This window comes from Streptomyces sp. NPDC019396, from assembly GCF_040632375.1.
Taxonomy (GTDB): domain Bacteria; phylum Actinomycetota; class Actinomycetes; order Streptomycetales; family Streptomycetaceae; genus Streptomyces.
On the sequence record NZ_JBEYBS010000001.1, the window covers coordinates 1 to 23891 of the forward strand.

Here is a 23891-nt window from a genome sequence, read left to right on the forward strand (position 1 = left end):
TCTTCAAAGGAACCTCGACCATCCGAAACCGGATGGACGGGGTATCAACTAATCTGGCGTTGATTTTTGGCACGCTGTTGAGTTCTCAAGGAACGGACGCTTCCTTTGTACTCACCCTCTCGGGCTTTCCTCCGGGCGCTTCCCTTCGTGTTTCCAACCCTACCAGATTCATTTTCCGTTCCGTTCCCGGTTCGGATTCTGTTTCCAGTGGCCGTTGGAGGGCCTTTGCCTTTCGGCGTGTTCACTACGTTAGCCGATTTCCCTGGTAGCTCATAATCGAGCTATTCGGATTGAATTTCGGCATGCCGAAATCACACCCGGGTCCGGGTTGTCGTAGGTAGTGGATGGCCGCTTCGGGGGCTGTAGAACAGCAGTCCCCGTTCAGGCGGCTCGGGCTACGTTAGGCGTCTCGAAACACGGAGTCAAGTTGACCTACGGCGTGGCGCATGAGGCCGGTAGGGGCTCACGGTGGGATCGCCGTCGATCCAGTAGCGCCATGGATGAGTGCCGCCTTCGCCGCCCACTCCCGTACGCGGACCGTTGCGTACCTGGTCAGAACTGACGGGCCGCCCGGTGAGGATGCTGAGTGGCGCGCCTGGTCCGCGGCAGACGTCGGTGCCGTCGAGGGCCCGGTCGATGCCGAGGGCTGTGGCCAGCCGAGCCGGTCCTTTGGCCAGTTCCTTGTCATTGCGGGCTGAGATTCGACGTTTGCGGGCCAGTTCGTTGCCCACATGGATCTCGCCCGCACGCAGCAGGACTCCACTCGCGGTGCCTTCGGGACCGCACACCAGGTTGAGGCAGTGCCACATGCCGTAGGTGAAGTACACGTACGCGTGTCCGGGCGGACCGAACATCACTGCGTTCCGGGCCGTGCGGCCCCGGTAGGCGTGCGAGCCCGGGTCGGCCTCGCCGGCGTAGGCCTCCACCTCCGTCAACCGGAGCTCGATCGGGCCGTCGTCCGTCTGTCGTACCAGCGTGCGGCCCAGGAGATCGGGGGCCACATCGAGCACCGGGCGGTCGAAGAAGCGTCGGGGCAGCGGCGTACGGTCGGAGCTCTCGGGCATGGCGTCCGAGGGTACCCGTCCGCAACGTCCCGGGAACCGGCTACGGTCGTCGCGCGTAAGTAGAGGTCAGGACCAAGGGAGGTAGGAGCATGGGCTTCAAGAGGCTGCTCGCGAGTCTGGGCGCCGGTGGGGCGTCAGTGGAGACCGAGCTGACGGAGGCGAACGTCGTCCCCGGTGGTGTCGTGCAGGGCGAGGTGCGGATCCAGGGTGGTTCCGTCGACCAGCAGATCGAGGGGCTGTCCGTCGGTCTCCAGGCGCGCGTCGAGGTCGAGGGCGGTGACCAGGAGCTCAAGCAGGACATCGAGTTCTCCAAGCAGCGGCTCGGCGGTGCCTTCGAGCTCAAGGCCGGCGCGATGCACGTGGTGCCGTTCGGGCTCGAGATCCCCTGGGAGACGCCGGTCACCACGATCGCGGGGCAGCAGCTGCGCGGGATGAACATCGGTGTGACCACGGAACTGGAGATCGCGCGTGCCGTGGACTCCGGTGACCTGGACCCGATCCATGTCCACCCGCTGCCGGCCCAGCAGGCGATCCTCGACGCGTTCATCCAGCTCGGCTTCCGCTTCAAGAGCGCGGACATGGAGCGGGGCCACATCCGTGGGACGCGCCAGCGGCTGCCGTTCTACCAGGAGATCGAGTTCTTCCCGCCGCAGCAGTACCGGGGGCTGAACCAGGTCGAGCTGACGTTCATCGCCGACGGCCGCGAGATGGATGTGGTGCTGGAGATGGACAAGAAGCCGGGGCTCTTCAGTGAGGGCAGCGACTCCTTCCGCTCGTTCCAGGTAGACCTGCACAACTTCCAGGGGACGGATTACTCCGCCTACCTGAACCAGTGGCTCGCTGATGTCGGCGGTCGCCGCAACTGGTTCTAGGCTCGGGTCCGTAAGCGCGGAAACGCGCAGGAACGCCTATTCGGAGGTTCAGACGTGACCGAGGCGAAGAGGGCTCCACTGCCTCATGACTTCCATCCGCCGGTGCCGTCGTTCACCGTGACGAGTCCCGATGTCGAGCCCGGAGGCTTCCTGAAGGACGCCCAGGTCCACTCTGGTGGCAACACCTCGCCGGGGCTGCGGTGGGAGGGCTTCCCCGCGGAGACGAAGAGCTTCGCGGTGACGTGCTTCGATCCGGACGCACCGACGGGCAGCGGGTTCTGGCACTGGGTCCTGTTCGACATCCCGGCATCGGTGACGGAGCTGCCCGCCGGTGCGGGCGGCGGGAAGTTCGAAGGCCTGCCCGACGGCGCGGTCCATGTCCGCAACGACTACGGGTCGAAGGACTTCGGCGGGGCCGCTCCGCCGCCCGGGGACGGGCCGCACCGCTATGTGTTCACGGTGTACGCCGTGGACCAGGAGAAGCTCGGCCCGGGCGACGAGGTGTCGCCGGCGGTCGTGGGCTTCAATCTGCGGTTCCACGCGCTGGCGCGCGCCCAGCTCATCGGGGAGTACGAGGACAAGGGCTTGTGAGCAGCCCGAGCTGCTGCTCAGGCTTCGCCTGTTGTTTGCCCGCTCCTGGTCTTGGAAGAGATCAGGAGCGGGCATCTTTCGTTGTGCGCGGATATTGCGTTGTCCATCGCGGCGTGCCCGGCCAGAGTTGATCCCAGCCCAGAGCTCGCCACAAGGGCCGGGCCGGCACATGGGAGGCGGGGCACAATGCGGGACACGCTGGTACTGAATGCGAGCTTCGAGCCGCTGTCGACGGTGACGCTCAACCGTGCGGTGGTGCTGGTGCTGCAGGACAAGGCCGTCGTCGAGCAGGCCCACCCCGCGCTCCGTGTACGCGCCGCAGCGGTGGAGCTGCCGGTGCCCCGGGTGATCCGGCTGTGCAGATACGTACGGGTGCCGTTCCGAAGACAGGCGCCGTGGTCGCGGAGGGGTGTGCTGGTCAGGGACCAGAACCGGTGCGCGTACTGCGGCAAGCGGGCGACGACCGTGGACCATGTGGTGCCGCGGGCGCAGGGTGGGGTGGACAGCTGGCTGAACACGGTGGCGTCCTGTGCCGAGGACAACCACCGCAAGGCGGACCGTACTCCCGAGCAGGCCGGTATGCCGCTGCTGCACGAGCCCTTCGAGCCGACGCCGGCGGACGCGATGCTGCTGACGCTGCGGGCGGGTGAGCGCGCGGAGCTGCCGGAGTGGCTGGCGCGGAACGCGTCGCAGCCACCCTCCCGGACCGCGGCCTGAGCATTGGCGTAGGGGCTGTGGTGCCACGAGAGCCCGCCTCCGGAAGGAGGCGGGCTCTCGTGTGCCGTCAGCGCAGCAGTAGCAGAACGATGGCGGTCGTACCGACGATGACGATCACGGTGCGAAGCGCCACGGGCGACAGCCTCCGGCCGACGGTGGCGCCGATCTGACCGCCGATGGTGGAGCCGACCGCGATCAGCAGGGCGGCCGTCCAGTCGATGTCCGCGGCGAACACGAAGAAGAGGGCGGCGACGCTGTTGACGATCGCGGCGAGGACGTTCTTGACGGCGTTGAGGCGCTGGAGGGTTTCATCGAGCAGGATGCCCATCAGGGACAGGTAGATGATCCCCTGGGCCGCGGTGAAGTAGCCGCCGTAGACGCTGGCCAGCATCAGGGCGATGAGGAGGAGCGGGCCTCCGTCGGGGTGCGGTTGCGCGGTGGCGACCCGTTCCCGGCGGCGCTGGACGGCTGCGGAGATCCGGGGCTGGAGGATCACCAGGACGAGGGCGAGCGCGACGAGGACGGGGACAATCGTCTCGAAGGCGGTGGACGGCAACAGGAGCAGGAGCATCGCTCCGCCGAGCCCGCCGATGAGTGAGGCGAGTCCGAGACGGAGCACTCGGCGGCGCTGTCCGGTGAGTTCCTCGCGGTAGCCGATGGCTCCGCTGATCGATCCTGGTATGAGTCCGATTGCGTTCGAGACGGTCGCGGTGACCGGGGGCAGTCCGGTGGCCAGCAGGACCGGGAACGTGATGAGCGTTCCCGAGCCGACGATCGTGTTGATGGTGCCTGCCGCCGTACCGGCCGCGAAGACCGCGAGTGCTTCCCAGATGGACAAAGCCATCTCCTCACATGATCAGTGTGTCGCCTCCCCGCCGTGAAGGTCGAGGGGCCGAACCGATCATGCCCGACCGCGTGTATGTGTCAATCGATCGGCGGCTGCTCGCGTCGCTCGGTGCCGCTCTGCGGCGGGATGTTGCCGCTGCCGCCGCCGTGGTTGCTGTTGCCGGAGAACGAGCCGCCGAAGCTGCCGATCGCACCGGAGAGGCCCTTGAGTGCGTCGCCGATCTCGCTGGGCACGATCCAGAGCTTGTTGGCGTCGCCCTCGGCGATCTTCGGCAGCATCTGGAGGTACTGGTAAGAGAGCAGCTTCTGGTCGGGGTCTCCCGCGTGGATGGACTCGAAGACGGTGCGGATCGCCTGTGCCTCGCCCTCGGCGCGCAGGGCGGCGGCCTTGGCCTCGCCTTCGGCGCGCAGGATCGCGGACTGCTTCTCACCCTCGGCGGTGAGGATCTGCGACTGGCGGATGCCTTCCGCGGTGAGGATCGCCGCGCGCTTGTCCCGGTCGGCGCGCATCTGCTTCTCCATCGAGTCCTGGATGGAGGTCGGGGGTTCGATGGCCTTGAGCTCGACGCGGTTGACGCGGATGCCCCACTTGCCGGTGGCCTCGTCGAGGACCCCGCGCAGAGCCGCGTTGATCTCCTCGCGCGAGGTCAGGGTCCTCTCGAGGTCCATGCCGCCGATGATGTTGCGCAGTGTGGTGACGGTGAGCTGCTCGATCGCCTGGATGTAGCTGGCGACTTCGTAGGTCGCGGCCCTGGCGTCAGTCACCTGGTAGTAGATGACGGTGTCGATGTTGACGACGAGGTTGTCCTGGGTGATCACCGGCTGAGGCGGGAAGGGGACGACCTGTTCACGGAGGTCGATCCGGTTGCGGATCGAGTCGATGAACGGCACGACGATGTTCAGGCCCGCGTTGAGGGTGCGGGTGTAGCGGCCGAAACGTTCGACGATGGCGGCACTGGCCTGCGGGATGACCTGGATCGTCTTGATCAGGGCGATGAAGACAAGCACCACCAGAATGACCAGGACGATGATGATCGATGGCATCGTGCTCCCCGTGCCCTTCGCTGCCGGATGATTCTGATGATCGAGTTTCCCAGACCGCGGGCGGTGATGGGACCCGTTCCGTCACATGATGATGACGCGTGGTCAGATGACCACGGCGGTGGCACCGTCGATCTCGACCACGTCGACCTGCTCGCCCGGTTCGAAGGCGCGCTCCGTGTCCAGGGAGCGTGCCGACCAGACCTCTCCCCCGAGCTTGATGCGGCCGCCGCCGCCGTCGACCCTTTCCAGAACGACTGCTTGACGGCCTCTCAACGCGTCGATGCCAGTGGCCAGTTGAGGCCGCTGCGAGCCGTGGCGGGCCGCGATGGGGCGTACGACCGCGATGAGCGCGACCGACACCGCGGCGAACACGATCACTTGAGCGACCACGCCGAAGCCGAGGGCCGCGGTGACGGCTCCCGCGACGGCGCCGGCGGAGAGCATGCCGAATTCGGGCATGGCGGTGAGCACCAGCGGGATGCCGAGCCCCACCGCTGCGATCAGCCACCACACCCATGCGTCGATGTCCACACAGGCATGGTAGGTCCGTGGCCGCCGCTAAGACAGAGCGCGCGGGCCGGGCTGCCGGGGCCCAACTGGTTTCACTGGCCGAGCGGGAGGCCCTGGGCGCTCCAGCGCTCGCCGTTGCGCTCCACGATGAGGGGCAGGCCGAAGCAGCGGGAGAGGTTGCGGGAGGTCAGCTCGGTCTCCACGGGACCGGCGGCGACCACCTTGCCCTGACGGATCATCATGACGTGGGTGAACCCGGGGGCGATCTCCTCGACGTGATGGGTCACCATGATCATGGACGGTGCCAGGGGGTCGCGGGCGAGGCGGCCGAGCCGGCGCACCAGGTCCTCACGGCCGCCGAGGTCGAGTCCCGCGGCGGGCTCGTCGAGCAGCAGCAGCTCGGGGTCGGTCATCAGGGCGCGGGCGATGAGGGTGCGCTTGCGCTCGCCCTCTGAGAGGGTGCCGAACCTGCGGTCCAGGTACTCCGACATGCCGAGGCGGTCGAGGAAGGCGCGGGCGCGCTGCTCGTCGACGGCGTCGTAGTCCTCGTGCCAGGTGGCGGTCATGCCGTAGGCGGCGGTGAGCACGGTCTGGAGGACGGTCTGGCGCTTGGGAAGCTTTTCGGCCATGGCGATGCCTGCCATGCCGATACGCGGGCGGAGTTCGAATACGTCGATCTTGCCGAGCTCGTCACCGAGGATGGTGGTGGTGCCGGTGGTGGGGAAGAGGTAGCTGGAGGCGATGTTGAGCAGGGTCGTCTTGCCGGCGCCGTTGGGGCCGAGGATCACCCAGCGCTCGCCTTCCTTGACCGACCAGGAGACGTCGTCCACCAGAGCGCGTCCGTCGCGGACCACGGATACGTCCACCAGCTCCAGTACATCGCTCATGAGCGCGTTGTCTCCCCATGCAATCGTCGAGAGGTCCCGGGAGTCCGGTGTGCCTGCGGGCGTGGCTCCCAGGGGAAAACCTACGCCACCAGCCGGGTGCCCCGATGGCCCGGTCCGGTACCTAGGCTGGGTCCATGCTTTCGGAACCACGCTCAGGACGGCTGGCCGCATGGGGAAATGCCCTGTTGGCCGGTTTTGTATCACCCGATGACGCGGTGCTCGCGATCGTCGGGGAGGACGCGGTGCATCGTGTGGAGGGGCTACCGGACGAGCCGGGGCCGGTCGGGCTCAGTCTCGCACTGGGGCGGCTGCGGGGGCTCGGTGTGACGGGTTTCCGGGTCGCGCTGCCCGCGCCCGGACATCCGCTCGGGCTCAGCGGCCCGCCGGTGTTCAACGCACGGGCCCTCGATGCGGAGGAGGCGGTCGTCGGCCACGGGGCGGCGTACGGGCTCGTTCCGGACGTGCACGAGGTGGGGCCCGCCGGGGATGTGCATGTGCGGGTGGTCTGGCACTGCCTCGAGGTGCGGGATGCCCCGCCTGCGGATGTGCCCTCGCTCGGGGAGGCCGAGCGTGAGCTGGCGGAGGCGATGCGGGACGCCACGGCGGTGCTGTCGCGGCTCGATGTGGCGGGGTCAGGTCCGGCGGCCGAAGCGGCGCTCGACGCGTACCGGGCACGGGCCGAGGCGGGCGCGGGGCGGGATGTGCTGGCGCCGGGGTATCCGCCGCGTGCGGTGCGGGTGCTCGAGCTGGCACAGCGGGTCGGGCTGCTGGTGTCGCTCGCGTACGAGAACGGGCACGGCGGCGCTGTGAGCGCGTCGGAGATGGCGGCACGGGGTGCGGCACTGCGGCCGGTGGAGCGGGTGGCGCGGCGTGCCCAGGTGGCCGCGTACAACGCGTACGTGGAGGAGCAGGAGCGCCGCGAGTAGCCGTAGGGCCATGTCGGCGGGCGACCCGAAGGGCCGCGGGGACTGCGCGACCAGTCACAGCGGGCCCTCCCCCTGCTCTCGCGGGGAGGGCCCCGAGTGACACACCGGACTTGCGGCGGTTGGTCAGCCGTTGACACCCATGTTGCCGAAGGCCGGGTTGAGCGCACCGATGACGTTGACGGTGTTGCCGACGACGTTGACCGGGACGTGGACCGGGACCTGGACCAGGTTGCCGGAGCCGACGCCCGGGGAGTTGACGGCGCTGCCGTCCGCGTGCGCGCTGGTCGCGGACGCGGCACCGGCGCCGGCTGCGAGCAGCCCACCGGCGACCATGGTGACGGCGACGGCCTTCTTGAGGTTCTTCACTTCAGCTTCCTCCTGGTCACGGACTGCGGTGGTCACCGCAGCACGTACTGGAGAACGCCCGTCAGACCCATCCGGATACGCCATGTGGGCGACATACACACGACGGTATGAATCTCAGACCGGCGGGCAACCGTCCTGGGGGCAGGCTCCACCGACCTGCTGAAACGTTCTGATCAGCCGCTGAGGCCATGGCGAACGGCCCAGAGCGCCGCCTGCGTACGGTCCGCCAGATCCAGCTTCATCAGAATGTTCGACACATGGGTCTTCACCGTCTTCTCGGAGAGGACCAGAGCGCGGGCTATCTCGCGGTTGGAGCGGCCGTCGGCGATCAGCCCCAGCACCTCGCGCTCGCGCTCGGTGAGCGAGGTGCCCCTCCCCTGCCCGGTGCCGGGCTCGTCCTCCGAGAGCAGCGCGTCGGCCACCTCGGACTGGAGCAGCACATGGCCCGCGTGCACGGAGCGGATCGCGCCGGCGAGGGCGTCCGGATCCACGTCCTTGTACACATACCCGGAGGCGCCCGCGCGGAGCGCAGGGACGACGGTGCGACGTTCCGTGAAGCTCGTGACCACCAGCACCTTCGCCGGGTTGTCGAGGGCTCGCAGCCGGCGCAGGGCCTCGATCCCGTCCATACCGGGCATCTTCACGTCCATGAGCACGACATCAGGACCGAGCTCCTCGGCTTGCGCCACACCCTCGGCTCCATCGGCGGCCTCCCCCACCACTTCGATGTCGTCCTGCACTTCGAGGAAGGTGCGCAAGCCCCGCCGGACGACCTGGTGATCGTCCACGAGCAGCACGCGGATTCCCTTGTCACCCACCGGGGACCTCCATCTCGATCGTGGTGCCCTCACCGGGCGCCGATTCCACCGTGAGTGTGCCGCCGACTCCACCGGCCCGGTCACGCATCGAGACCAGGCCGAGGTGCCGCCCCGCCCTGCGCACCGAAGCTGGTTCGAAGCCCTTGCCGTCGTCCCTGACGCTGAGGACCGCGCCCTGTCCTCTGCGGCCCAGACTGACCGCGACCAACCCCGCGCCCGAGTGCCGGAGCGCGTTGTGCAGGGCTTCCTGGGCGACCCGTAGGAGGGCTTCCTCCTGGGCCGCGGGCAGGGCGCGCACTCCCACGGCGTCGAAGGTGACGCGGGCGGTGTGGGCGCGGTCGAGCACCTGGATCTGCGTACGGAGGGTGTTGACGAGCCCGTCCTCGTCGAGGGCCGCGGGGCGCAGCTCGACGACCGCCGCCCGCAGTTCGTCGGTGGCTTCGGCGGCGAGCAGGGCGACCTGCTGGAGTTCTCCCTTGGCCCGCACGGGATCACGGTCCACCAGCGCGGCCGCGGCCTGGGCGGTCAGCCGCAGCGAGAACAGCTTCTGGCTGACCGCGTCATGCAGCTCATGGGCCAGGCGGGAGCGCTCCTCGGCGATCGTGAGCTCACGGCTGCGCTCATAGAGCCGGGCGTTGACGAGGGCAATCGCGGCGTGCTGGGCGAGGATCGAGAGCAGCTCCTCGTCCTCCTCGGTGAAACCGCAGGTCCCCCCGCGGTCGCCGCGGGGCTTGGGGCACCGCTTGTTGGCGAGGAAGAGCGCGCCGATCGTCTCGCCGCCGTCCTTGATGGGCAGGCCCAGGAAATCGGACATGTCGGGGTGTGCGGACGGCCAGCCCTCGAAGCGGGGGTCCTCGCGTACGTCCGCGAGCCGCTCGGTCTTCGCGTCCCTGAGCATCGCGGCGAGGATTCCGTGCTGGCGCGGCAGCGGTCCGATCGCCCTCCACTGCTCGTCGCTGACGCCGTCGACGACGAACTGTGCGAAGCCGCCGTGGTCGTCCGGCACGCCCAGCGCCGCGTACTCCGCGTCCAGCAGCTCGCGTGCCGAGGCGACGATCGTCTTGAGGACGTCGCGCACCTCGAGGTGCCTGCTCATCTCGAGGAGGGCGGTGCTCACCGCGGCGAGGCCGGAGCGCGGTCTGTGGCTCATGGGATCACGGTACCGGCATGCCGTGACCGTGCGTATCGGCCTGTGGACGGTCGCAGCCTGGGCCGTCGGTCGTAGGTCGAAGTGCCCTGCACGGCAGGGCCTCGGGGACGAGGTGGACGGCCGGGGTGCGGAGCCACTCTGAGGGTCTCAGGGCCTGAGGTGGCCCGAGGGCAAACCGAACAGAGGGGACGGACATCATGCCGGTAGCGATCATCACGGGTGCTTCCAAGGGGCTGGGACGGGCGCTGGCCGGGTCACTCGCCCAGCGTGGCTGGGACCTGGTGCTGGACGCGCGCACCGAATCCGTGCTGACGGAGACGGCTGAGCAGGTGAGGCGCCGCTTCGGGACCCGGGTGGTGGCACTGCCCGGGGATGTCACCCGGGCCGGGCACCGCCGTGACCTGGTCGCGGCGGCAAAGGAGCTGGGCTCGCTCGATCTGCTGGTCAGCAATGCCAGCGCGCTGGGTGCCGAGCCACTGGTGCCGCTGGCGGAGCTGACGCTGGACGGGCTGCGTGAGGCGCTGGAAACCAATGTGGTGGCGGCGCTCGGGCTGGTGCAGGAGGCACTGCCGTCGCTGCGCACCAGTACGGCGGGGGGCACGGAGCCGGATACGGCGGGTGCGGTGATCGCGGTGAGCTCGGACGCGGCGCGGGAGGCGTACGCCACCTGGGGCGGATACGGGTCGTCGAAGGCGGCGCTCGACCTGCTCACCCGGGTGCTGGCGGTCGAGGAGCCCGGGCTGAGGGTCTGGGCGGTGGACCCGGGCGACATGCGCACGGATCTGTATGAGGCCGCCGTGCCCGGGGACGGAGACGCCGGGGCGCGGCCCGAGCCGGAGTCGGTGGTCCCGGCGTTCCTGAGGCTGCTGGACGAGCGTCCGGCCAGCGGCCGGTACGAGGCGGCCGCGCTGCTGGCGGCCCGGTGAGCGGGGTGGACCGGATGAGCCCGGTGGGTGTCCTGGAGAGCCTGAGGGTGCCGGACGAGCTGCTGGCGCGTGTGCCCGCGGAGGATCGCGGCAGCGGCCGGGACGACGTACGGCTGCTGGTGTCGCGCGGCACCGCGGTGTCGCACCATGCGTTCCGTGAGCTGCCCGGGCAGCTGCGGGCCGGTGATGTCCTCGTGGTGAACACGTCGCCCACATTGCCGGCCGCCGTGGACGGGCGGCTCGGTGCGGAACGCCTGGTCGTGCACTTCTCGACGCGCGGTGACCTGCCTCCCGGCCGCGGTCAGGAGGGTGAGCGCTGGGTGGTGGAGCTGCGCGCCCCGGACCGCGCGGGGAGCACGCGGCAGCGGGCCGGGGGACCTGCGGGAGCACGGATCCGGCTGCCCGGGGGCGGCAAGCTCGTCCTGGAGGAGCCGCTGGAGCACGGGGGCGCAGCGGGCGGGCGGCTGTGGTGGGCCACGGCCTCGGTGGACGTGGCGGGGCTGATGAGGCGGTACGGCAGGCCCATCCGATACCGGTACACGGAGCGGGACCAGCCGCTGTCCGCGTACCAGACGGTGTTCGCGCTGCCCACCCCCGACGGCTCGGGCTCGGCGGAGATGCCGAGCGCGGCCCGCCCCTTCACGGAACCCCTGGTGGCGGAGCTGGTGCGGCGGGGGGTGCAGTTCGCTCCGCTCACCCTGCACACGGGTGTGGCGTCGGCGGAGGCGCACGAGCCTCCTTACCCGGAACGCTTCGAGGTGTCCGAGGCGACGGCGTGGCTGGTGAACGCGGCACGGGCGGGGGGCGGCAGGGTCATCGCGGTGGGGACGACCGCCGTACGGGCGCTGGAGTCGGCGTCGGGGCCGGACGGCGTGGTGCGGGCGGCGAGCGACTGGACGGATCTGGTGGTCACTCCCGGGCGGGGGGTGCGGGCGGTGGACGGTCTGCTGACGGGACTGCACGAGCCCGAGGCCTCACATCTGCTGATGCTGGCGGCCATCGCCGGGGAGGAGGCGCTGGCCTGCGGTTATACCCGGGCGCTGGAGCACCGCTACCTCTGGCATGAGTTCGGGGACGTGCATCTCATCCTGCCGGATGACCTCGTGACAGATCGGGTTGCTTGAGCAACTCGGCGTGAGGTGGAGCGGGGCCCGGTGTGAGCCCGCACATAGGGCGCAGGTCACTTACGAAGCGCACTAGTGGATACATAAAGAACATCTGAACTGGACTTTTTGGGGGACTTGTCCTGACTTATGGGGGCCTGCTCCACTACCCGGGATCGTACGTCACACCTTTGCCAGCGGATTTTGCTGCCGCTAAGAATTGCGTTCGTCGCCGCCGAGAAGGCGCTGAGCCGCCCGGCCTTTCGCGACTCCCGCTATTCGAAGAGGTACGTCTCGCATGTTCGCGTCCCGCACTTCCGGTTCCGCTCGTATGTCCAAGACTCACAAGATCTCGATCGCCGGTGTGGCCGCCGTTGGCGTCTCGGCCCTCGCGTTCTCGCTCGTCCCGGGCAGCGCCTCCGCCGAAACCGAGACGCAGGCTGTGTCCACCGCCAATGTCGCCTGGTCCACCAGCGTCGACACGGCGAAGGCCGCGGCCCTTCAGGCGAGCATCGCCAACCAGTCGTCCTTCCTCGACGCCCAGGCCCAGGCCCAGGCGAAGGCGAAGGCCACCGCCGCGGCGCTGAAGGCCAAGGCCGAGGCCCAGGCCGCCGCCAAGGCGAAGGCCGCCGCCGCCAAGGCCGCCGCGAAGAAGCGCGCCGCCGTGCAGGCTGCCGCCAACCGCGCCGCCACCCGCAAGGCGGTCTACCCGAACAACCTGGACGGCTGGATCCGCGAGTCCCTGGACATCATGAAGAAGCACAACATCCCGGGCACCTACGAGGGCATCCACCGCAACATCATGCGTGAGTCCTCCGGTAACCCGCGTGCCATCAACAACTGGGACATCAACGCCCAGAACGGCATCCCTTCGAAGGGTCTGCTCCAGATCATCAAGCCCACCTTCGACACGTACCACGTCGCCGGCACCGCCCGTGACCAGTACGACCCGGTCGCCAACATCGTCGCGTCCTGCAACTACGCGGCCGACCGCTACGGCTCGATGGACAACGTGAACAGCGCCTACTGACGCTGACGGACGCGCCGCACGGCCGATCCCACACGCCGGGAGGCCGGCACCCCACGCGGGTGCCGGCCTCCCGGCGTGCTCCGTCGGACTCTCCGTCCGGCGGATGCACACCACTACTTCCGCATGACCTCCGGCTCGTGGCGGCGCAGGAAGCGGGCCACGAAGAACCCGCACAGCGCGCCGAGCGCCAGCAGCGCCGCCATGTCCAGGCCCCAGGCGCCGACCTCGTGGTCCCAGAGGGGGTCGGTGTTGCCGGGGTCGTCCTGGTTGGGGCTGATCCGGTTGAAGTCCAGCGTGGCGCCGGCCGCGGCGACCGCCCAGCGGGACGGCATCAGGTAGGAGAACTCGTTCACGCCGACCGTGCCGTTGAGGATGAACAGACAGCCCGTGAACACGACCTGGATGATCGCGAACATCACCAGGAGCGGCATGGTCTTCTCGGCGGTCTTCACCAGCGCCGAGATGATCAGGCCGAACATCATCGAGGTGAAGCCGAGCGCCATGATCGGCAGCGAGAGCTCCAGGAGTGTGGCCGAGCCGAGTACCAGGCCCTCCTCGGGGATCTCCCGGCTGGAGAAGCCGATGACACCGACCAGTGCGCCCTGGAACACCGTGATCATGCCGAGCACGATCACCTTGGACATCAGATACGCGGAGCGTGACAGACCGGTCGCACGCTCGCGCTCGTAGATCACCCGTTCCTTGATCAGCTCACGCACCGAGTTGGCGGCACCGGCGAAGCAGGCGCCGACCGCGAGTATCAGCAGCACGGTCGTGGCCGTGCCGTTCGGGATGATCCTGCCGCTCTGCGGGTTCACACCGTTGGGCAGCAGTCCCTTGTCCGCGTCGATGAGCAGGCTCACCGCGCCGAGCACGGCAGGCAGGAGCACCATCAGGGCGAGGAAGCCGCGGTCGGAGACGATCACGGAGACATAGCGCCGGATCAGCGTACCGAGCTGGGAGAACCAGCCCTGCGGCTTCGGCGGCCTGATCGCCTGCGGCGACGGCATGTTCACCGACTGCGGGGCGACGGCGTCGATGTCCGCGGCGTACATCTGGTAGTGCTGCGAGCCCTTCCAGCGGCCCGCCCAGTCGTAGTCGCGGTAGTTCTCGAAGGCGGAGAAGACATCGGCCCAGGTGTCGTAGCCGAAGAAGTTCAGTGCCTCCTCGGGCGGGCCGAAGTACGCCACCGAGCCACCGGGCGCCATCACCAGCAGCTTGTCGCACAGGGCCAGCTCGGCCACGGAGTGGGTGACGACGAGGACGGTGCGGCCGTCGTCGGCGAGACCGCGCAGCAGCTGCATCACATCGCGGTCCATGCCCGGGTCGAGGCCCGAGGTCGGCTCGTCCAGGAATATCAGCGACGGCTTCGTCAGCAGCTCCAGGGCCACGGACACGCGCTTGCGCTGGCCACCGGAGAGGGAGGTGACCTTCTTCTCCTTGTGGATGTCCAGCTTGAGCTCGCGCAGGACCTCGTCGATGCGGGCCTCGCGCTCGGCGGCGCTGGTGTCCGCGGGGAAGCGCAGCTTGGCCGCGTACTTGAGAGCGGTGCGGACGGTCAGCTCCTTGTGGAGGATGTCGTCCTGCGGGACCAGACCGATGCGCTGGCGCAGCTCGGCGAACTGCTTGTACAGGTTCCGGTTGTCGTAGAGGACATCGCCCTGGTCGGCGGGCCGGTAGCCGGTGAGCGCCTTGAGCAGGGTGGACTTTCCGGAACCGGACGGGCCGATCACCGCGACCAGCGACTTCTCGGGAACGCCGAAGGAGACGTCCTTGAGGATCTGCTTGCCCCCGTCGACGGTGACCGTGAGGTGGCGTGAGGAGAAGGAGACCTCACCGGTGTCGACGAACTCCTCGAGCCGGTCGCCGACGAGCCGGAAGGTGGAGTGGCCGACGCCGACGATGTCGTTCGGGCCGATGAGCGCGGATCCGGACTTCGCCAGCGGCTGGCCGTTGACGTAGGTGCCGTTGTGGGAGCCGAGGTCCCGGATCTCGAAACGGCCGTCCGGCGTGGCGTGGAACTCGGCGTGGTGGCGGGAGACCTGGAGGTCGGAGACCACCAGGTCGTTCTCCAGGGCACGGCCGATGCGCATGACGCGGCCGAGTGAGAACTGGTGGAACGTGGTCGGGCTGCGGTCACCGTAGACCGGCGGTGCCTGCCCCCCGGCCTGCTGCCCGTAGGCCCCTGCGGGACCTTGCTGGTACGGGGTCTGCGGGGCCTGCTGGTGCGGCACCTGCGCATGCTGCGGTGCCTGGTCCTGCTGCCAGTTCGGCTGCGGCGTCCCCTGGGGCGCCTGCTGCCACTGCGGCTGGGCGGGAGCCTGGGGTGCGGCGGCCTGCTGGGCGTACTGGTTCTGCTGCGCCTGATGAGACTGCTGTACCTGCTGCGGGGCGGCACCCTTGGCGTTGTAGTTGTCGTCCGCGCCACCGTTCAGATTCAGCCGCGGCCCGTCGGTGGCGTTGCCGAGGTGTACCGAGGAGCCGGGGCTGACCTCCGTCTGGTGGATCCGCTGGCCCTGCACATAGGTGCCGTTGGTGCTTCCGTGGTCCTGGATGACCCAACTCCGGCCGCCCCAGCTGACCGTGGCGTGCCGCCACGACACTCTGGCGTCGTCGACCACCACGTCGCCCTGTGGATCACGTCCGATGGTGTACGACCTGGACGGATCGAGGTTCCAGGTCCTTCCGTTCAATTCCAGTACGAGTTCCGGCACTCCATGCCCCACTAGTTGTCCCCCGAGTTACCCCCGTCGCAGGGAGTCTAGGGATGGCGAACATCGTGAGGAACTATTTCAGGCCCGCCGCCGTAACCAAAAGCCGGGCCTCCCGACGGCGTGCTTCCGAGTGCCCGAACGCGCCGTTGACGGCGGAGAAACGCGCCCGGAGAGTGGTAAGCGCCCATGAGTGCACACGGATCATGCACGAAGGGGATAAATGCGTATGAGCTCGGATGGCTCGGGGGGTCCTGATGGCGTCGACCGGCGACGGGGACCGCGAACAGCCGGTGCCGTGGGGGGATGTGGTCCTGGCTTCGATCGCCGCGGTGAGCTGGTCGCTGGCCGGGATGGCGGGGACAGCCGCGCTCGGGCTGCACCTGCTGGGCGCCGACGCGAGCGGCTCTCTTGCCGCCATGACGGCGGCGGTCACGGTGCTCGCTGTCGGGGGGTCGGTCACCCCGTACGGCGATGTGTCGCTCTTCGGGCTCGAGGGTGCGCAGGCGTCGACGGCCGTCCATGTCGTCCCGCTCGGAGTGGCGGTGGTCGGGGTTCTGCTGCTGGCTCACTTCTTCCTGAGGTCGCTGCGCGGGGCCGGCGGCTGGCTCTCCGCCACGGAACTGGCCGCGCGGGCAGGCGTGTTGGCGGGGGTGTTCCTCGGTGCGGTCGGCGCGCTCGCCTGGGTGGGGCACGACGTGATCACCTTCGACGGCGGCGCCCTGGGGATCGATGGAACGCCGGGATCCGGTTCGGACGGCGGTTCCGGCATCGGGGTGCCGGGTCTTGGGGACCTCGGGGACCTGGGAGAACTCGGTGGTCAGGGGGACGGCGCCGGGGGGATCGGGGCGCTGCTGCCGGACCGGCTCGGGGACCTGGTGGACGCCCGGGCTTCGGTCGGGTTCTCCGTGAACACCGCCGACTCCCTGGCCGGTGCGCTGTTCTGGGTGCTCGCGGTGCTGCTGATCGCTCTCCTCGCCTCGCGTCGCACGCCGCTGCCAGGAAGCTGGGCCGTGGTGCACCGGGTGATACGGCCCGCCGTCTCCGCGCTGGTGACCGTACTGCTGACGGCCGTGGCGGCGGGGCTGGCCGCGGCGGTGTACGCGGCCTTCACGGACGACCGGCCGGGACCGGTCATGGGCGCGGCCCTGCTCGGCGCGCCGAACGGTGCCTGGACGGGCGTGGCACTGGGGCTGCTGGTGCCCTGGCACGGCAAGGCGACCGGTGAGCTGGCGAAGACGTTACCGGATCCGATGGAGAAGCTCATCCGACTGTCGGCGGACGAGCGGGTGACGGTGGGGCGGCTCGCGGAGTACGACGGCCGGGTGTGGCTGCTGGGGGTGGCCGCTGCCGTGCTGATGCTGTGCGCCGGAGTGCTCGTGGCGGTGCGTACGCCCAGACCCGACGAGGTGGGGGCGGTGGGGTTCGCGGGGCGGTGCGCGCTCGCGCTGGGTCTGGTCTCGGCCCTGACGCTGCCGCTGCTGGTACTGCTGACGGGGGTGTCGGCGGACGCATCACTGTCGGTGCTCGGGGTCGACGCGTTCGGAGCGGGCCTTGAGCTGCACGGCGATCCGGTCGTGGCCGTGCCGCTGGGAGCGGTGTGGGGCGCGGCTGCGGGCGGACTGGGGGCGCTGCTGGCGTGCGCCGCGGGGGCGGCCGGCTCACGGGCGGCGCCGCTCTCCGTGGCGGAGCGCGCGCCTCTGGCACCGGTCGCCGGGCCCTACCGTCCCTCCATGCCGTATCGCCCGCCGAACGCGGATACGAACCCGTATCTGAGGCTGCCTGAAGGGCGGGGAGGGCCCGGTCAGGGGCCGCGCGGGACCCCGGGAAAGGGGCTGCCAGGAGCCCCGGGTCAGGGACTGCACGGAGCTCCGACGGTGGCCGGGCCGGTCCTGCCTCCGCCCCCTCCGCCAGGGCCTCCCCCACCGCCCGGGTATCGGCGGACTCACCCGGACGGCCCACAGGACCGAGGGCCGGACCAGCCACCGGATGGGCCGCCCCCGCCCGGGGCGCCCCGGACGCGTCGCTGATTCCGGCACAGGGCCGGAGCCCCGCCCGACATCCCTGGGCCGGCCTGCCGAAACCCGGACTTCGCCTTTCCGACGCGGACCCGGGTCCCCGGCGGGGTGGTGGCCGTCCGCTCCGCGGGACGGGGCGGCGCGTGGCACGGAGTGCCCGATAACGTGGGAAGCACCATGAGCGCATCGCAGCCCCCTCAGACGCCCGACGTCCGCACCCTTCTGGTCAAGATCTTCGGGAAGGACCGCCCCGGGATCACCGCCGGGCTCTTCGACACCCTCGCCGCGTACGCGGTCGATGTGATCGACATCGAGCAGATCGTCACGCGTGGCCGCATCACGCTGTGCGTCCTCGTCACGGCGCCGTCCACGGGTGCCGAGGGCGCGCTGCGCTCCACCGTGCACAGCTGGGCCGAGTCGCTGAAGCTCCAGGCGGAGCTCATCTCGGGTACCGGTGACAACCGGCCGCGTGGCAGCGGCCGCTCCCATGTGACCGTGCTCGGGCATCCGCTGACGGCGGAGTCGGCGGCCGCCATAGCCTCCAGGATCACCGGCTGCGGGGGCAATATCGACCGCATCTTCCGACTGGCGAAGTACCCCGTCACGGCGGTGGAGTTCGCGGTGTCCGGCTGCGAGACCGAGCCGCTGCGCACCGCGCTGGCCCTGGAGGCGGCCGAGATCGGCGTGGATGTCGCCGTGGTGTCCGCCGGGCTGCACCGCAGGGCGCAGCGTCTGGTGGTGATGGACGTGGACTCCACCATGATCCAGGACGAGGTCATCGAGCTGTTCGCGGCGCACGCCGGATGCGAGGATCGGGTCGCCGAGGTCACCGCCGCCGCGATGCGTGGTGAGCTGGACTTCGAGCAGTCCCTGCACGCGCGGGTGGCGCTGCTGGCCGGTCTTGACGCCTCGGTGGTCGACAAGGTGCGGGCGGAGGTGCGGTTGACCCCGGGGGCCCGCACCCTGATCCGTACGCTCAAGCGCCTCGGCTATCAAGTCGGCGTCGTGTCCGGCGGGTTCACGCAGGTCACGGATGACCTCAAGGACCGGCTGGGTCTTGATTTCGCCTCCGCCAACACACTGGAGATCGTGGACGGCAAGCTGACTGGGCGGGTCACCGGGGAGATCGTGGACCGGGCGGGCAAGGCGCGGCTGCTGCGGCGGTTCGCCTCGCAGGCGGGCGTGCCGCTGGCGCAGACGGTGGCGATCGGCGACGGTGCGAACGACCTGGACATGCTGAACGCGGCGGGACTCGGTGTGGCCTTCAACGCCAAGCCGGTGGTGCGGGAGGCGGCCGACACGGCGGTGAACGTGCCGTTCCTCGACGCGGTGCTGTATCTGCTCGGGATCACACGTGAAGAGGTCGAAGCCGCGAACGTGCACGAGGACTAGGCGGGCTGATCGGCAGCGCCCATGAGCGTGCCCCGGCGTGCGCACCGCACACCGGGGCCGTGACGTGCTCGGCGGACTGCGCGCTACTAGGGCGTGTTGCGAAAGTAGCGCCGTCCGCCCGGAGGGCGGGGCTCGCGGCGTCCGGTGCGTGCGATCGCAAGGCGGAGGGTCATCCTCGTACTGGACGTACTCGGATGAGTCCGACAACGCAGCGAGTGTGCGCGCTGGGGGCACCTCCCAGGCGAAGCTCTGGGGGAGTCGCGTGCCAGGCGGGACCTTCGCAACACGCCCTAGTCGTGCGGCGCCCAGTAGTCGACGAGTGTGCCCACGCCGTGCTCGACGGACTTCCAGGAGCCGGAGAAACCGATGACGGCGAACGCGGCGGTGGGGAAGCCGCCCCTGTTCATCCTGGCGAGGGCATCGCCCTCGGCCGTGCCCGCGAGGGCGTCGGCGAGCGCGTGCATGCCCGGGTTGTGACCGATCAGCAGCAGATCGTCGATATCGTCCGGGGTCTCGTTGAGCAGTGCGATGAGATCACCGAGCGACGCCTCGTACATGCGCTCCTCGTACACGGTGCGGGGGCGGTGCGGCAGCTCGTGGACCGCGAGCTTCCAGGTCTCGCGTGTCCTCGCCGCGGTCGAGCAGAGGGCCAGGCCGAAGGCGATGCCTGTGTCGGCGAGCTTGCGTCCGGCGATCGGGGCGTCCATGCGGCCCCGTTCGGCGAGGGGCCTCTCATGATCGGAGACCTCGGGCCAGTCGGCCTTCGCATGGCGGAGCAGGACGATCCTTCGGGCTGGAGGTGTGTCTCCGGAAAGCTCAGCGGCGCTCATGGTCTCCAGCTTCGCATGAATTCAGCCATGGGGCGCAGGGTGTTGAGGAGCTCGGACACCCTGCGGCGTCGCAGCCGCCTCCGGGCCGCTCGTCAGCCGGTCAGGGACCGTATGCGGTCCAGCAGGAAGCCGACCGACTGCTCGCCGCCCGCGGCGTGTGCCTCGCCGGAGGCCGTCATCAGCACGAGCAGCACGGCGAAGGCGATCACCGGCAGCACCAGGGCCCACCACGGCAGCCGCACGTCGGGACCGCCCACCGCAGGGGCATGCGTCCGGGTGCGACTGAGGGCCGGCATGACCGCCTCCGTGAGGTCCGCTGGTGGGCTGTTTGGCCAGCACGGCCTGGATCGCCGAGCTGCTTCCAACGTACGGATCTCGGGCCCGGTATCCCATCCGGTGATCCACCCACTTCACCCTGACACTGGCCCCCTAGGGGACGGGGGGACAGCCCTACCGGCTGCTGGTTCAGGGAGAGGCGATCGAGGCGATGACACCGATGACCACGGTGATGGCGATCATGGCACCGAAGATGAGCAGCAGCTTCTTCTGGCCGTTCGGGGGGTTCGGATCGAGCACAGGCATGCCGTCAGTCTCGCATCCCCGCCTCCTCCTCCACCGTGCGGTCCCGGCCCGCCAGGCAGCCGGCGATCATCTGGGGCACCATGAGCCCGGCCATCAGGGTCAGCGGCACCGCCCAGCCCCCGCTTTGCTCGTAGAGGGCGCCGACCAGGGTCGGTCCGGGGATGGAGATCAGGTACCCGGTGCTCTGGGCGAAGGCGGAGAGCCGCACGACACCCGAGCCGGTACGGGCACGCATTCCGATCATCGTCAGGGCCAGCGGGAACGAGCAGTTGGCGATCCCGAGCAGCATCGCCCAGCCCCAGGCGCCCTGGGCAGGGGCGGTGATCAGGCCTGTGTAGCCGGCGACTCCGCACAGACCGAGGGCGATGACGAGGGGCGCCTGGTTCCTCAGACGGGCGGCGAGCCGCGGAATCGTGAAGGCCAGCGGTACGCCCATGACCATGACCACGGCGGACAGTGCTCCTGCGGTGTTCGCCGACACGCCCGCGTCGCGGAAGATCAGCGGCATCCAGCCCATGGCCACGTAGGCGCCGGTGGCCTGGAGCCCGAAGAAGCAGGCGAGCGCCCAGGCGGTACGGCTCCCGGTGATCCGCGGGCCCGGGGCGGTGGGGCGGTGCACGGCGCGGGGAGCGGGTGGCCCGGTGGCTGTACCCCGGCCGCGGCCACGCAGCGGCAGCACGGTCCAGGGCACCACGGCGACGGCGGCGAGCAGGCCCCATACGGCCAGCCCGGTGCGCCAGCCGCCGCCCAGGGCCCCGGTGAGGGGCACGGTCGCGGCGGCGGCCACGGCGCTGCCGAGTGACAGCGCCATCGAGTAGAGCCCGGTGACGCCGCCGATGCGGTCGGGGAAGTACCGCTTGACGATCACCGGCATGAGGACGTTGCTGACGGCGATGCCCGTGAGGGCGAGCGCGGTGGCCGCGAGGAATCCCGGGGTGCCGTGGGAGTAGGGGCGTATCAGCAGCCCTGCGGCGATGGCCGCCGTCCCGGCACAGACGACCGGGACGGGGCCGAACCGCCGGGCCAACCGGGGCGCGGTGAGGCCGAACACGGCGAAGCAGAGCGCTGGTACGGAGGTGAGGAGCCCCGCCACGGCGCCACTCATGTGCAGGCCGCCTCGCACCTCTTCGAGGAGCGCGCCGAGGCTGGTGATAGCCGGGCGCAGGTTCAGCGCGGCGAGGACCAGTGCGATGAGTACGAGTCGATGGAGCCAGACCTGGGCTCCGGACCCCGGAGCCGGATCACCGCGAGGAGCGGAGCGCTTGTGCGTCCGTGCGGCAGCCTCCTGGTTGGGGGTTCGAGGTTCTTCCAGCATAAGCCCATCATAGAATCATGGGATGATTTACCCGAGGACGGTGATGGTCGTACGGCCGGACTTCCCGGTGCCGGTCCTCACGGTGGACGATGTGACACGACGGGCCCTGTGTCCGTCGGCACACCGGCAGTGACAGAGCGAACAAGGAGCACAGGGACACCATGGCGCTGACCTCACCCCGGCGTTCCGCTCTCTCGGATCAGGTGATCACCCAGCTGCGGAACCAGATCACCTCGGGCGAGTGGCCCGTGGGCTCACGGATCCCGACCGAGCCCGAGCTGGTCGAGCAACTCGGCGTCGCCCGCAACACCGTGCGCGAGGCCGTCCGCGCACTCGCCCACAACGGGCTGCTGGACATCCGCCAGGGCTCCGGCACCTACGTCATCGCCACCAGCGAACTGGCCGGGGTGATGCACCGCAGGTTCGCCGGCGCCGACCCGCGCCATGTCGCCGAGGTCCGCTGCACCCTGGAGTCCTCGGCGGCCCGGCTGGCGGCCCGGAACCGGACCGAGCGGGATCTGAAGCAGCTGGACGCGCTGCTGGCGCGGCGCGAGGAGGCGTGGCGCACCGGCGACCCGATGCTGTTCGCCACGGCCGACGCCACCTTCCATCTCGCCGTGGTCGCGGCGTCCCACAACGACGTGCTGACCGCCCTCTACGCGGACCTCGGCGATCTGCTGCGTGAGTGGCTGCACGACTGGCTGCGCGAGGGACCGGGCTCGGAGATGCGCCCGGAGGACCACATGGACCACGCCAGGCTCGTGGCGGCGATCCGGGCGGGCGACGGGGACCTCGCGGCTTCGGAGGCCGCGAGCTATCCCGTCATGTGTCTGCGTGACGGGAGCTGACTCCCGCGGGGCACCCTTCAGGGCACGCGCACATGGCTCACCCAGGCGTTGCCTATCTCCATCCAGCAGCGCTCGGTGAGGGTCGCGTAGGCCGTGGGGTTCACATCGACGGGATCGCTGTCCGCGTCGACGTCCCACCACCGCGCGCACTCGACGTGCAGTTGCACCCGGTCGGTGTCGAGATAGGAGTTACGGCAGTACGCGGTGGCGCGCGAACCCTGGACCACCACGTCGCAGTCAGCGCCGTAGGGCCTCGGAGGCACCTCCCCGTGCGGCAGGGAGGCCGCGCTCGACGCCGGCAGAATCAGGCTGGTCAGCGTCCCCAGCACGGCCACGGAACACCATGACGTACGCACAAGCAGACCTCCTCGGCCGTACGGCGGCACAGGGCCGCTGCTGCACCACAAGAAGGGATTGCCTCTCCAGACTCCACGAGCGGCCGGGGTGGCGCCCGTTCCGCTAGCCCGAACGAGCGACGCCCCGGCCTCCCGCGCACAGCGGGTGACCGGGGCATCGGCGGCGTACGGGTTACACCGGGCGTTACGCGTCCGTTACGTAACAGTGTGTAGCTGTGGTCTCAGGCGCCCATGATGTGCACGCCACCGTCGACGTGCACGATCTCACCGGTGGTCTTGGGGAACCAGTCGGACAGCAGCGCCACGATTCCCCGGCCCGCAGGCTCCGGGTCGGCCATGTCCCACTGCAGCGGGGAGCGCTCGTCCCAGACCCGGGCGAGGTCCGAAAAGCCCGGGATGGACTTGGCGGCCATCGAGCCGATCGGGCCCGCCGAGACCAGGTTGCAGCGGATGTTCTGCTTGCCCAGATCGCGGGCGAGATAGCGGGAGGTGGCCTCCAGCGCGGCCTTCGCGGGGCCCATCCAGTCGTACTGCGGCCAGGCGAACTGCGCGTCGAAGGTCAGACCGACCACGGAACCGCCCTCCTGCATCAGCGGCAGGCAGGCCATCGTCAGCGACTTCAGCGAGAACGCGGACACGTGCATCGCGGTCGAAACGGACTCGAAGGGCGTGTTGAGGAAGTTGCCGCCGAGCGCGTCCTGCGGTGCGAAGCCGATGGAGTGCACGACGCCGTCGAGGCTGCCGAGTTCCTCACGGACCAGGTCGGCGAGCCGGCCGAGGTGCTCGTCGTTGGTGACGTCGAGCTCGATGACCTTGGCGGGCTTGGGCAGCTTCCTGGCGATGCGCTCGGTCAGGGTGGGCCGCGGGAAGGCGGTGAGGATGATCTCCGCACCCTGCTCCTGGGCCAGCTTCGCGGCATGGAAGGCGATGGAGGACTCCATCAGCACACCGGTGATGAGGATGCGCTTGCCGGCGAGGATTCCACTCAT

25 protein-coding genes are annotated in these 23891 nt (G+C 69.8%); 10 read left to right on the forward strand and 15 right to left on the reverse strand.

What is annotated here, in order from left to right; genetic code table 11:
- Positions 1–422: 422 nt before the first annotated feature.
- A complete protein-coding gene (locus ABZ532_RS00005) occupies positions 423–1064 on the reverse strand; it encodes a DNA-3-methyladenine glycosylase (RefSeq protein WP_361277831.1) in 642 nt (213 codons plus the stop codon).
- Between the two features lie 89 nt (positions 1065–1153).
- On the opposite strand from ABZ532_RS00005, the gene ABZ532_RS00010 reads away from it, so the two are divergent.
- From ABZ532_RS00010 to ABZ532_RS00020, 3 genes are all read left to right on the forward strand, one after another.
- Positions 1154–1936 carry a sporulation protein gene (locus tag ABZ532_RS00010; RefSeq protein ID WP_361277833.1) on the forward strand — a complete coding sequence of 261 codons (783 nt, stop codon included), beginning with the start codon at positions 1154–1156 and terminating at the stop codon, positions 1934–1936.
- 54 nt (positions 1937–1990) lie between these two features.
- Positions 1991–2527 carry a YbhB/YbcL family Raf kinase inhibitor-like protein gene (locus tag ABZ532_RS00015; protein WP_361277835.1) on the forward strand — a complete coding sequence of 179 codons (537 nt, stop codon included), beginning with the start codon at positions 1991–1993 and terminating at the stop codon, positions 2525–2527.
- A gap of 186 nt (positions 2528–2713) precedes the next feature.
- Complete coding sequence (locus ABZ532_RS00020; protein ID WP_361277837.1) at positions 2714–3244, forward strand: HNH endonuclease; 531 nt, start codon at positions 2714–2716, stop codon at positions 3242–3244.
- Between the two features lie 67 nt (positions 3245–3311).
- On the opposite strand, the gene ABZ532_RS00025 is transcribed toward ABZ532_RS00020, so the two are convergent.
- From ABZ532_RS00025 to ABZ532_RS00040, 4 genes are all read right to left on the reverse strand, one after another.
- On the reverse strand, positions 3312–4082 hold the full coding sequence (locus ABZ532_RS00025; protein ID WP_361277839.1) for a sulfite exporter TauE/SafE family protein: 771 nt from the start codon (positions 4080–4082) through the stop codon (positions 3312–3314).
- A gap of 86 nt (positions 4083–4168) precedes the next feature.
- Positions 4169–5134, reverse strand: a complete 966-nt coding sequence (locus ABZ532_RS00030) for an SPFH domain-containing protein (RefSeq protein WP_361277841.1) — start codon at positions 5132–5134, stop codon at positions 4169–4171.
- Between the two features lie 102 nt (positions 5135–5236).
- Positions 5237–5665, reverse strand: a complete 429-nt coding sequence (locus tag ABZ532_RS00035) for an NfeD family protein (protein WP_361277843.1) — start codon at positions 5663–5665, stop codon at positions 5237–5239.
- 71 nt (positions 5666–5736) lie between these two features.
- Positions 5737–6531 (reverse strand): ABC transporter ATP-binding protein, encoded by a 795-nt coding sequence (locus tag ABZ532_RS00040; protein ID WP_361277845.1) that lies wholly within the window; start codon positions 6529–6531, stop codon positions 5737–5739.
- 134 nt (positions 6532–6665) lie between these two features.
- On the opposite strand from ABZ532_RS00040, the gene ABZ532_RS00045 reads away from it, so the two are divergent.
- Positions 6666–7457: a hypothetical protein gene (locus ABZ532_RS00045; RefSeq protein WP_361277847.1), complete on the forward strand. Its 792-nt coding sequence runs from the start codon at positions 6666–6668 to the stop codon at positions 7455–7457.
- Positions 7458–7580: 123 nt separating this feature from the next.
- On the opposite strand, the gene ABZ532_RS00050 is transcribed toward ABZ532_RS00045, so the two are convergent.
- The 3 genes from ABZ532_RS00050 to ABZ532_RS00060 all read right to left on the reverse strand — a co-directional run bounded on the left by ABZ532_RS00050 (position 7581) and on the right by ABZ532_RS00060 (position 9791).
- On the reverse strand, positions 7581–7823 hold the full coding sequence (locus ABZ532_RS00050) for a chaplin family protein (RefSeq protein WP_361277849.1): 243 nt from the start codon (positions 7821–7823) through the stop codon (positions 7581–7583).
- Positions 7824–7996: 173 nt separating this feature from the next.
- The gene (locus tag ABZ532_RS00055; protein ID WP_361277851.1) at positions 7997–8641 is read right to left on the reverse strand and encodes a response regulator transcription factor; all 645 of its coding nucleotides are present in this window, start codon (positions 8639–8641) and stop codon (positions 7997–7999) included.
- Complete coding sequence (locus ABZ532_RS00060; protein ID WP_361277853.1) at positions 8634–9791, reverse strand: GAF domain-containing sensor histidine kinase; 1158 nt, start codon at positions 9789–9791, stop codon at positions 8634–8636. Before ABZ532_RS00060 ends, ABZ532_RS00055 begins: the two co-directional genes overlap by 8 nt.
- A gap of 197 nt (positions 9792–9988) precedes the next feature.
- Between ABZ532_RS00060 and ABZ532_RS00065 the strand changes: the two genes are divergently transcribed.
- The 3 genes from ABZ532_RS00065 (at position 9989) to ABZ532_RS00075 (ending at position 12850) form a co-directional block, all read left to right on the forward strand.
- Entirely contained in the window at positions 9989–10717 is a 729-nt protein-coding gene (locus ABZ532_RS00065; RefSeq protein ID WP_361277855.1) for an SDR family NAD(P)-dependent oxidoreductase, read from the forward strand.
- Between the two features lie 14 nt (positions 10718–10731).
- Positions 10732–11841, forward strand: a complete 1110-nt coding sequence (locus ABZ532_RS00070) for an S-adenosylmethionine:tRNA ribosyltransferase-isomerase (RefSeq protein WP_361277857.1) — start codon at positions 10732–10734, stop codon at positions 11839–11841.
- Between the two features lie 277 nt (positions 11842–12118).
- Positions 12119–12850, forward strand: coding sequence for a lytic transglycosylase (locus ABZ532_RS00075; RefSeq protein WP_361277859.1), 732 nt, complete (start codon positions 12119–12121; stop codon positions 12848–12850).
- 113 nt (positions 12851–12963) lie between these two features.
- Here the strand turns inward: ABZ532_RS00075 and ABZ532_RS00080 are convergent, their stop codons facing one another.
- Entirely contained in the window at positions 12964–15564 is a 2601-nt protein-coding gene (locus tag ABZ532_RS00080) for an FHA domain-containing protein (protein ID WP_361277861.1), read from the reverse strand.
- Between the two features lie 236 nt (positions 15565–15800).
- Here ABZ532_RS00080 and ABZ532_RS00085 point away from each other — a divergent pair, with 236 nt between their 5' ends.
- Positions 15801–17591: a streptophobe family protein gene (locus tag ABZ532_RS00085; RefSeq protein WP_361277863.1), complete on the forward strand. Its 1791-nt coding sequence runs from the start codon at positions 15801–15803 to the stop codon at positions 17589–17591.
- A gap of 165 nt (positions 17592–17756) precedes the next feature.
- Positions 17757–18971, forward strand: a complete 1215-nt coding sequence (gene serB / locus ABZ532_RS00090) for a phosphoserine phosphatase SerB (protein ID WP_361277865.1) — start codon at positions 17757–17759, stop codon at positions 18969–18971.
- A gap of 290 nt (positions 18972–19261) precedes the next feature.
- On the opposite strand, the gene ABZ532_RS00095 is transcribed toward serB, so the two are convergent.
- From ABZ532_RS00095 to ABZ532_RS00110, 4 genes are all read right to left on the reverse strand, one after another.
- On the reverse strand, positions 19262–19801 hold the full coding sequence (locus tag ABZ532_RS00095; RefSeq protein ID WP_361277867.1) for a histidine phosphatase family protein: 540 nt from the start codon (positions 19799–19801) through the stop codon (positions 19262–19264).
- A 92-nt stretch (positions 19802–19893) separates the two neighbouring features.
- On the reverse strand, positions 19894–20097 hold the full coding sequence (locus tag ABZ532_RS00100; RefSeq protein WP_361277869.1) for a hypothetical protein: 204 nt from the start codon (positions 20095–20097) through the stop codon (positions 19894–19896).
- A 169-nt stretch (positions 20098–20266) separates the two neighbouring features.
- The gene (locus ABZ532_RS00105; RefSeq protein ID WP_361277871.1) at positions 20267–20383 is read right to left on the reverse strand and encodes an SGM_5486 family transporter-associated protein; all 117 of its coding nucleotides are present in this window, start codon (positions 20381–20383) and stop codon (positions 20267–20269) included.
- A gap of 4 nt (positions 20384–20387) precedes the next feature.
- A complete protein-coding gene (locus tag ABZ532_RS00110) occupies positions 20388–21698 on the reverse strand; it encodes an MFS transporter (RefSeq protein WP_361277872.1) in 1311 nt (436 codons plus the stop codon).
- Positions 21699–21859: 161 nt separating this feature from the next.
- Here ABZ532_RS00110 and ABZ532_RS00115 point away from each other — a divergent pair, with 161 nt between their 5' ends.
- Positions 21860–22546: a FadR/GntR family transcriptional regulator gene (locus ABZ532_RS00115; protein ID WP_361277874.1), complete on the forward strand. Its 687-nt coding sequence runs from the start codon at positions 21860–21862 to the stop codon at positions 22544–22546.
- Positions 22547–22563: 17 nt separating this feature from the next.
- Here ABZ532_RS00115 and ABZ532_RS00120 read toward each other — a convergent pair whose 3' ends face one another.
- Together ABZ532_RS00120 and fabI are read right to left on the reverse strand one after the other, a co-directional pair.
- Positions 22564–22902: a hypothetical protein gene (locus ABZ532_RS00120; RefSeq protein ID WP_361277876.1), complete on the reverse strand. Its 339-nt coding sequence runs from the start codon at positions 22900–22902 to the stop codon at positions 22564–22566.
- A gap of 221 nt (positions 22903–23123) precedes the next feature.
- Positions 23124–23891 (reverse strand): enoyl-ACP reductase FabI, encoded by a 768-nt coding sequence (gene fabI / locus ABZ532_RS00125; RefSeq protein WP_361277878.1) that lies wholly within the window; start codon positions 23889–23891, stop codon positions 23124–23126.

Bases quoted from the DNA above. Each gene is read 5' to 3' on its own strand.
- ABZ532_RS00005 (WP_361277831.1), bottom strand. From the start codon at position 1,064: ATGCCCGAGAGCTCCGACCGTACGCCGCTGCCCCGACGCTTCTTCGAC.
- ABZ532_RS00010 (WP_361277833.1), top strand. From the start codon at position 1,154: ATGGGCTTCAAGAGGCTGCTCGCGAGTCTGGGCGCCGGTGGGGCGTCA.
- ABZ532_RS00020 (WP_361277837.1), top strand. From the start codon at position 2,714: ATGCGGGACACGCTGGTACTGAATGCGAGCTTCGAGCCGCTGTCGACG.
- ABZ532_RS00030 (WP_361277841.1), bottom strand. From the start codon at position 5,134: ATGCCATCGATCATCATCGTCCTGGTCATTCTGGTGGTGCTTGTCTTC.
- ABZ532_RS00040 (WP_361277845.1), bottom strand. From the start codon at position 6,531: ATGAGCGATGTACTGGAGCTGGTGGACGTATCCGTGGTCCGCGACGGA.
- ABZ532_RS00045 (WP_361277847.1), top strand. From the start codon at position 6,666: ATGCTTTCGGAACCACGCTCAGGACGGCTGGCCGCATGGGGAAATGCC.
- ABZ532_RS00060 (WP_361277853.1), bottom strand. From the start codon at position 9,791: ATGAGCCACAGACCGCGCTCCGGCCTCGCCGCGGTGAGCACCGCCCTC.
- ABZ532_RS00065 (WP_361277855.1), top strand. From the start codon at position 9,989: ATGCCGGTAGCGATCATCACGGGTGCTTCCAAGGGGCTGGGACGGGCG.
- ABZ532_RS00070 (WP_361277857.1), top strand. From the start codon at position 10,732: ATGAGCCCGGTGGGTGTCCTGGAGAGCCTGAGGGTGCCGGACGAGCTG.
- ABZ532_RS00075 (WP_361277859.1), top strand. From the start codon at position 12,119: ATGTTCGCGTCCCGCACTTCCGGTTCCGCTCGTATGTCCAAGACTCAC.
- ABZ532_RS00085 (WP_361277863.1), top strand. From the start codon at position 15,801: ATGGCTCGGGGGGTCCTGATGGCGTCGACCGGCGACGGGGACCGCGAA.
- serB (WP_361277865.1), top strand. From the start codon at position 17,757: ATGAGCGCATCGCAGCCCCCTCAGACGCCCGACGTCCGCACCCTTCTG.
- ABZ532_RS00095 (WP_361277867.1), bottom strand. From the start codon at position 19,801: ATGAGCGCCGCTGAGCTTTCCGGAGACACACCTCCAGCCCGAAGGATC.
- ABZ532_RS00100 (WP_361277869.1), bottom strand. From the start codon at position 20,097: ATGCCGGCCCTCAGTCGCACCCGGACGCATGCCCCTGCGGTGGGCGGT.
- ABZ532_RS00105 (WP_361277871.1), bottom strand. From the start codon at position 20,383: ATGCCTGTGCTCGATCCGAACCCCCCGAACGGCCAGAAGAAGCTGCTG.
- ABZ532_RS00110 (WP_361277872.1), bottom strand. From the start codon at position 21,698: ATGCTGGAAGAACCTCGAACCCCCAACCAGGAGGCTGCCGCACGGACG.
- ABZ532_RS00115 (WP_361277874.1), top strand. From the start codon at position 21,860: ATGGCGCTGACCTCACCCCGGCGTTCCGCTCTCTCGGATCAGGTGATC.
- fabI (WP_361277878.1), bottom strand. From the start codon at position 23,891: ATGAGTGGAATCCTCGCCGGCAAGCGCATCCTCATCACCGGTGTGCTG.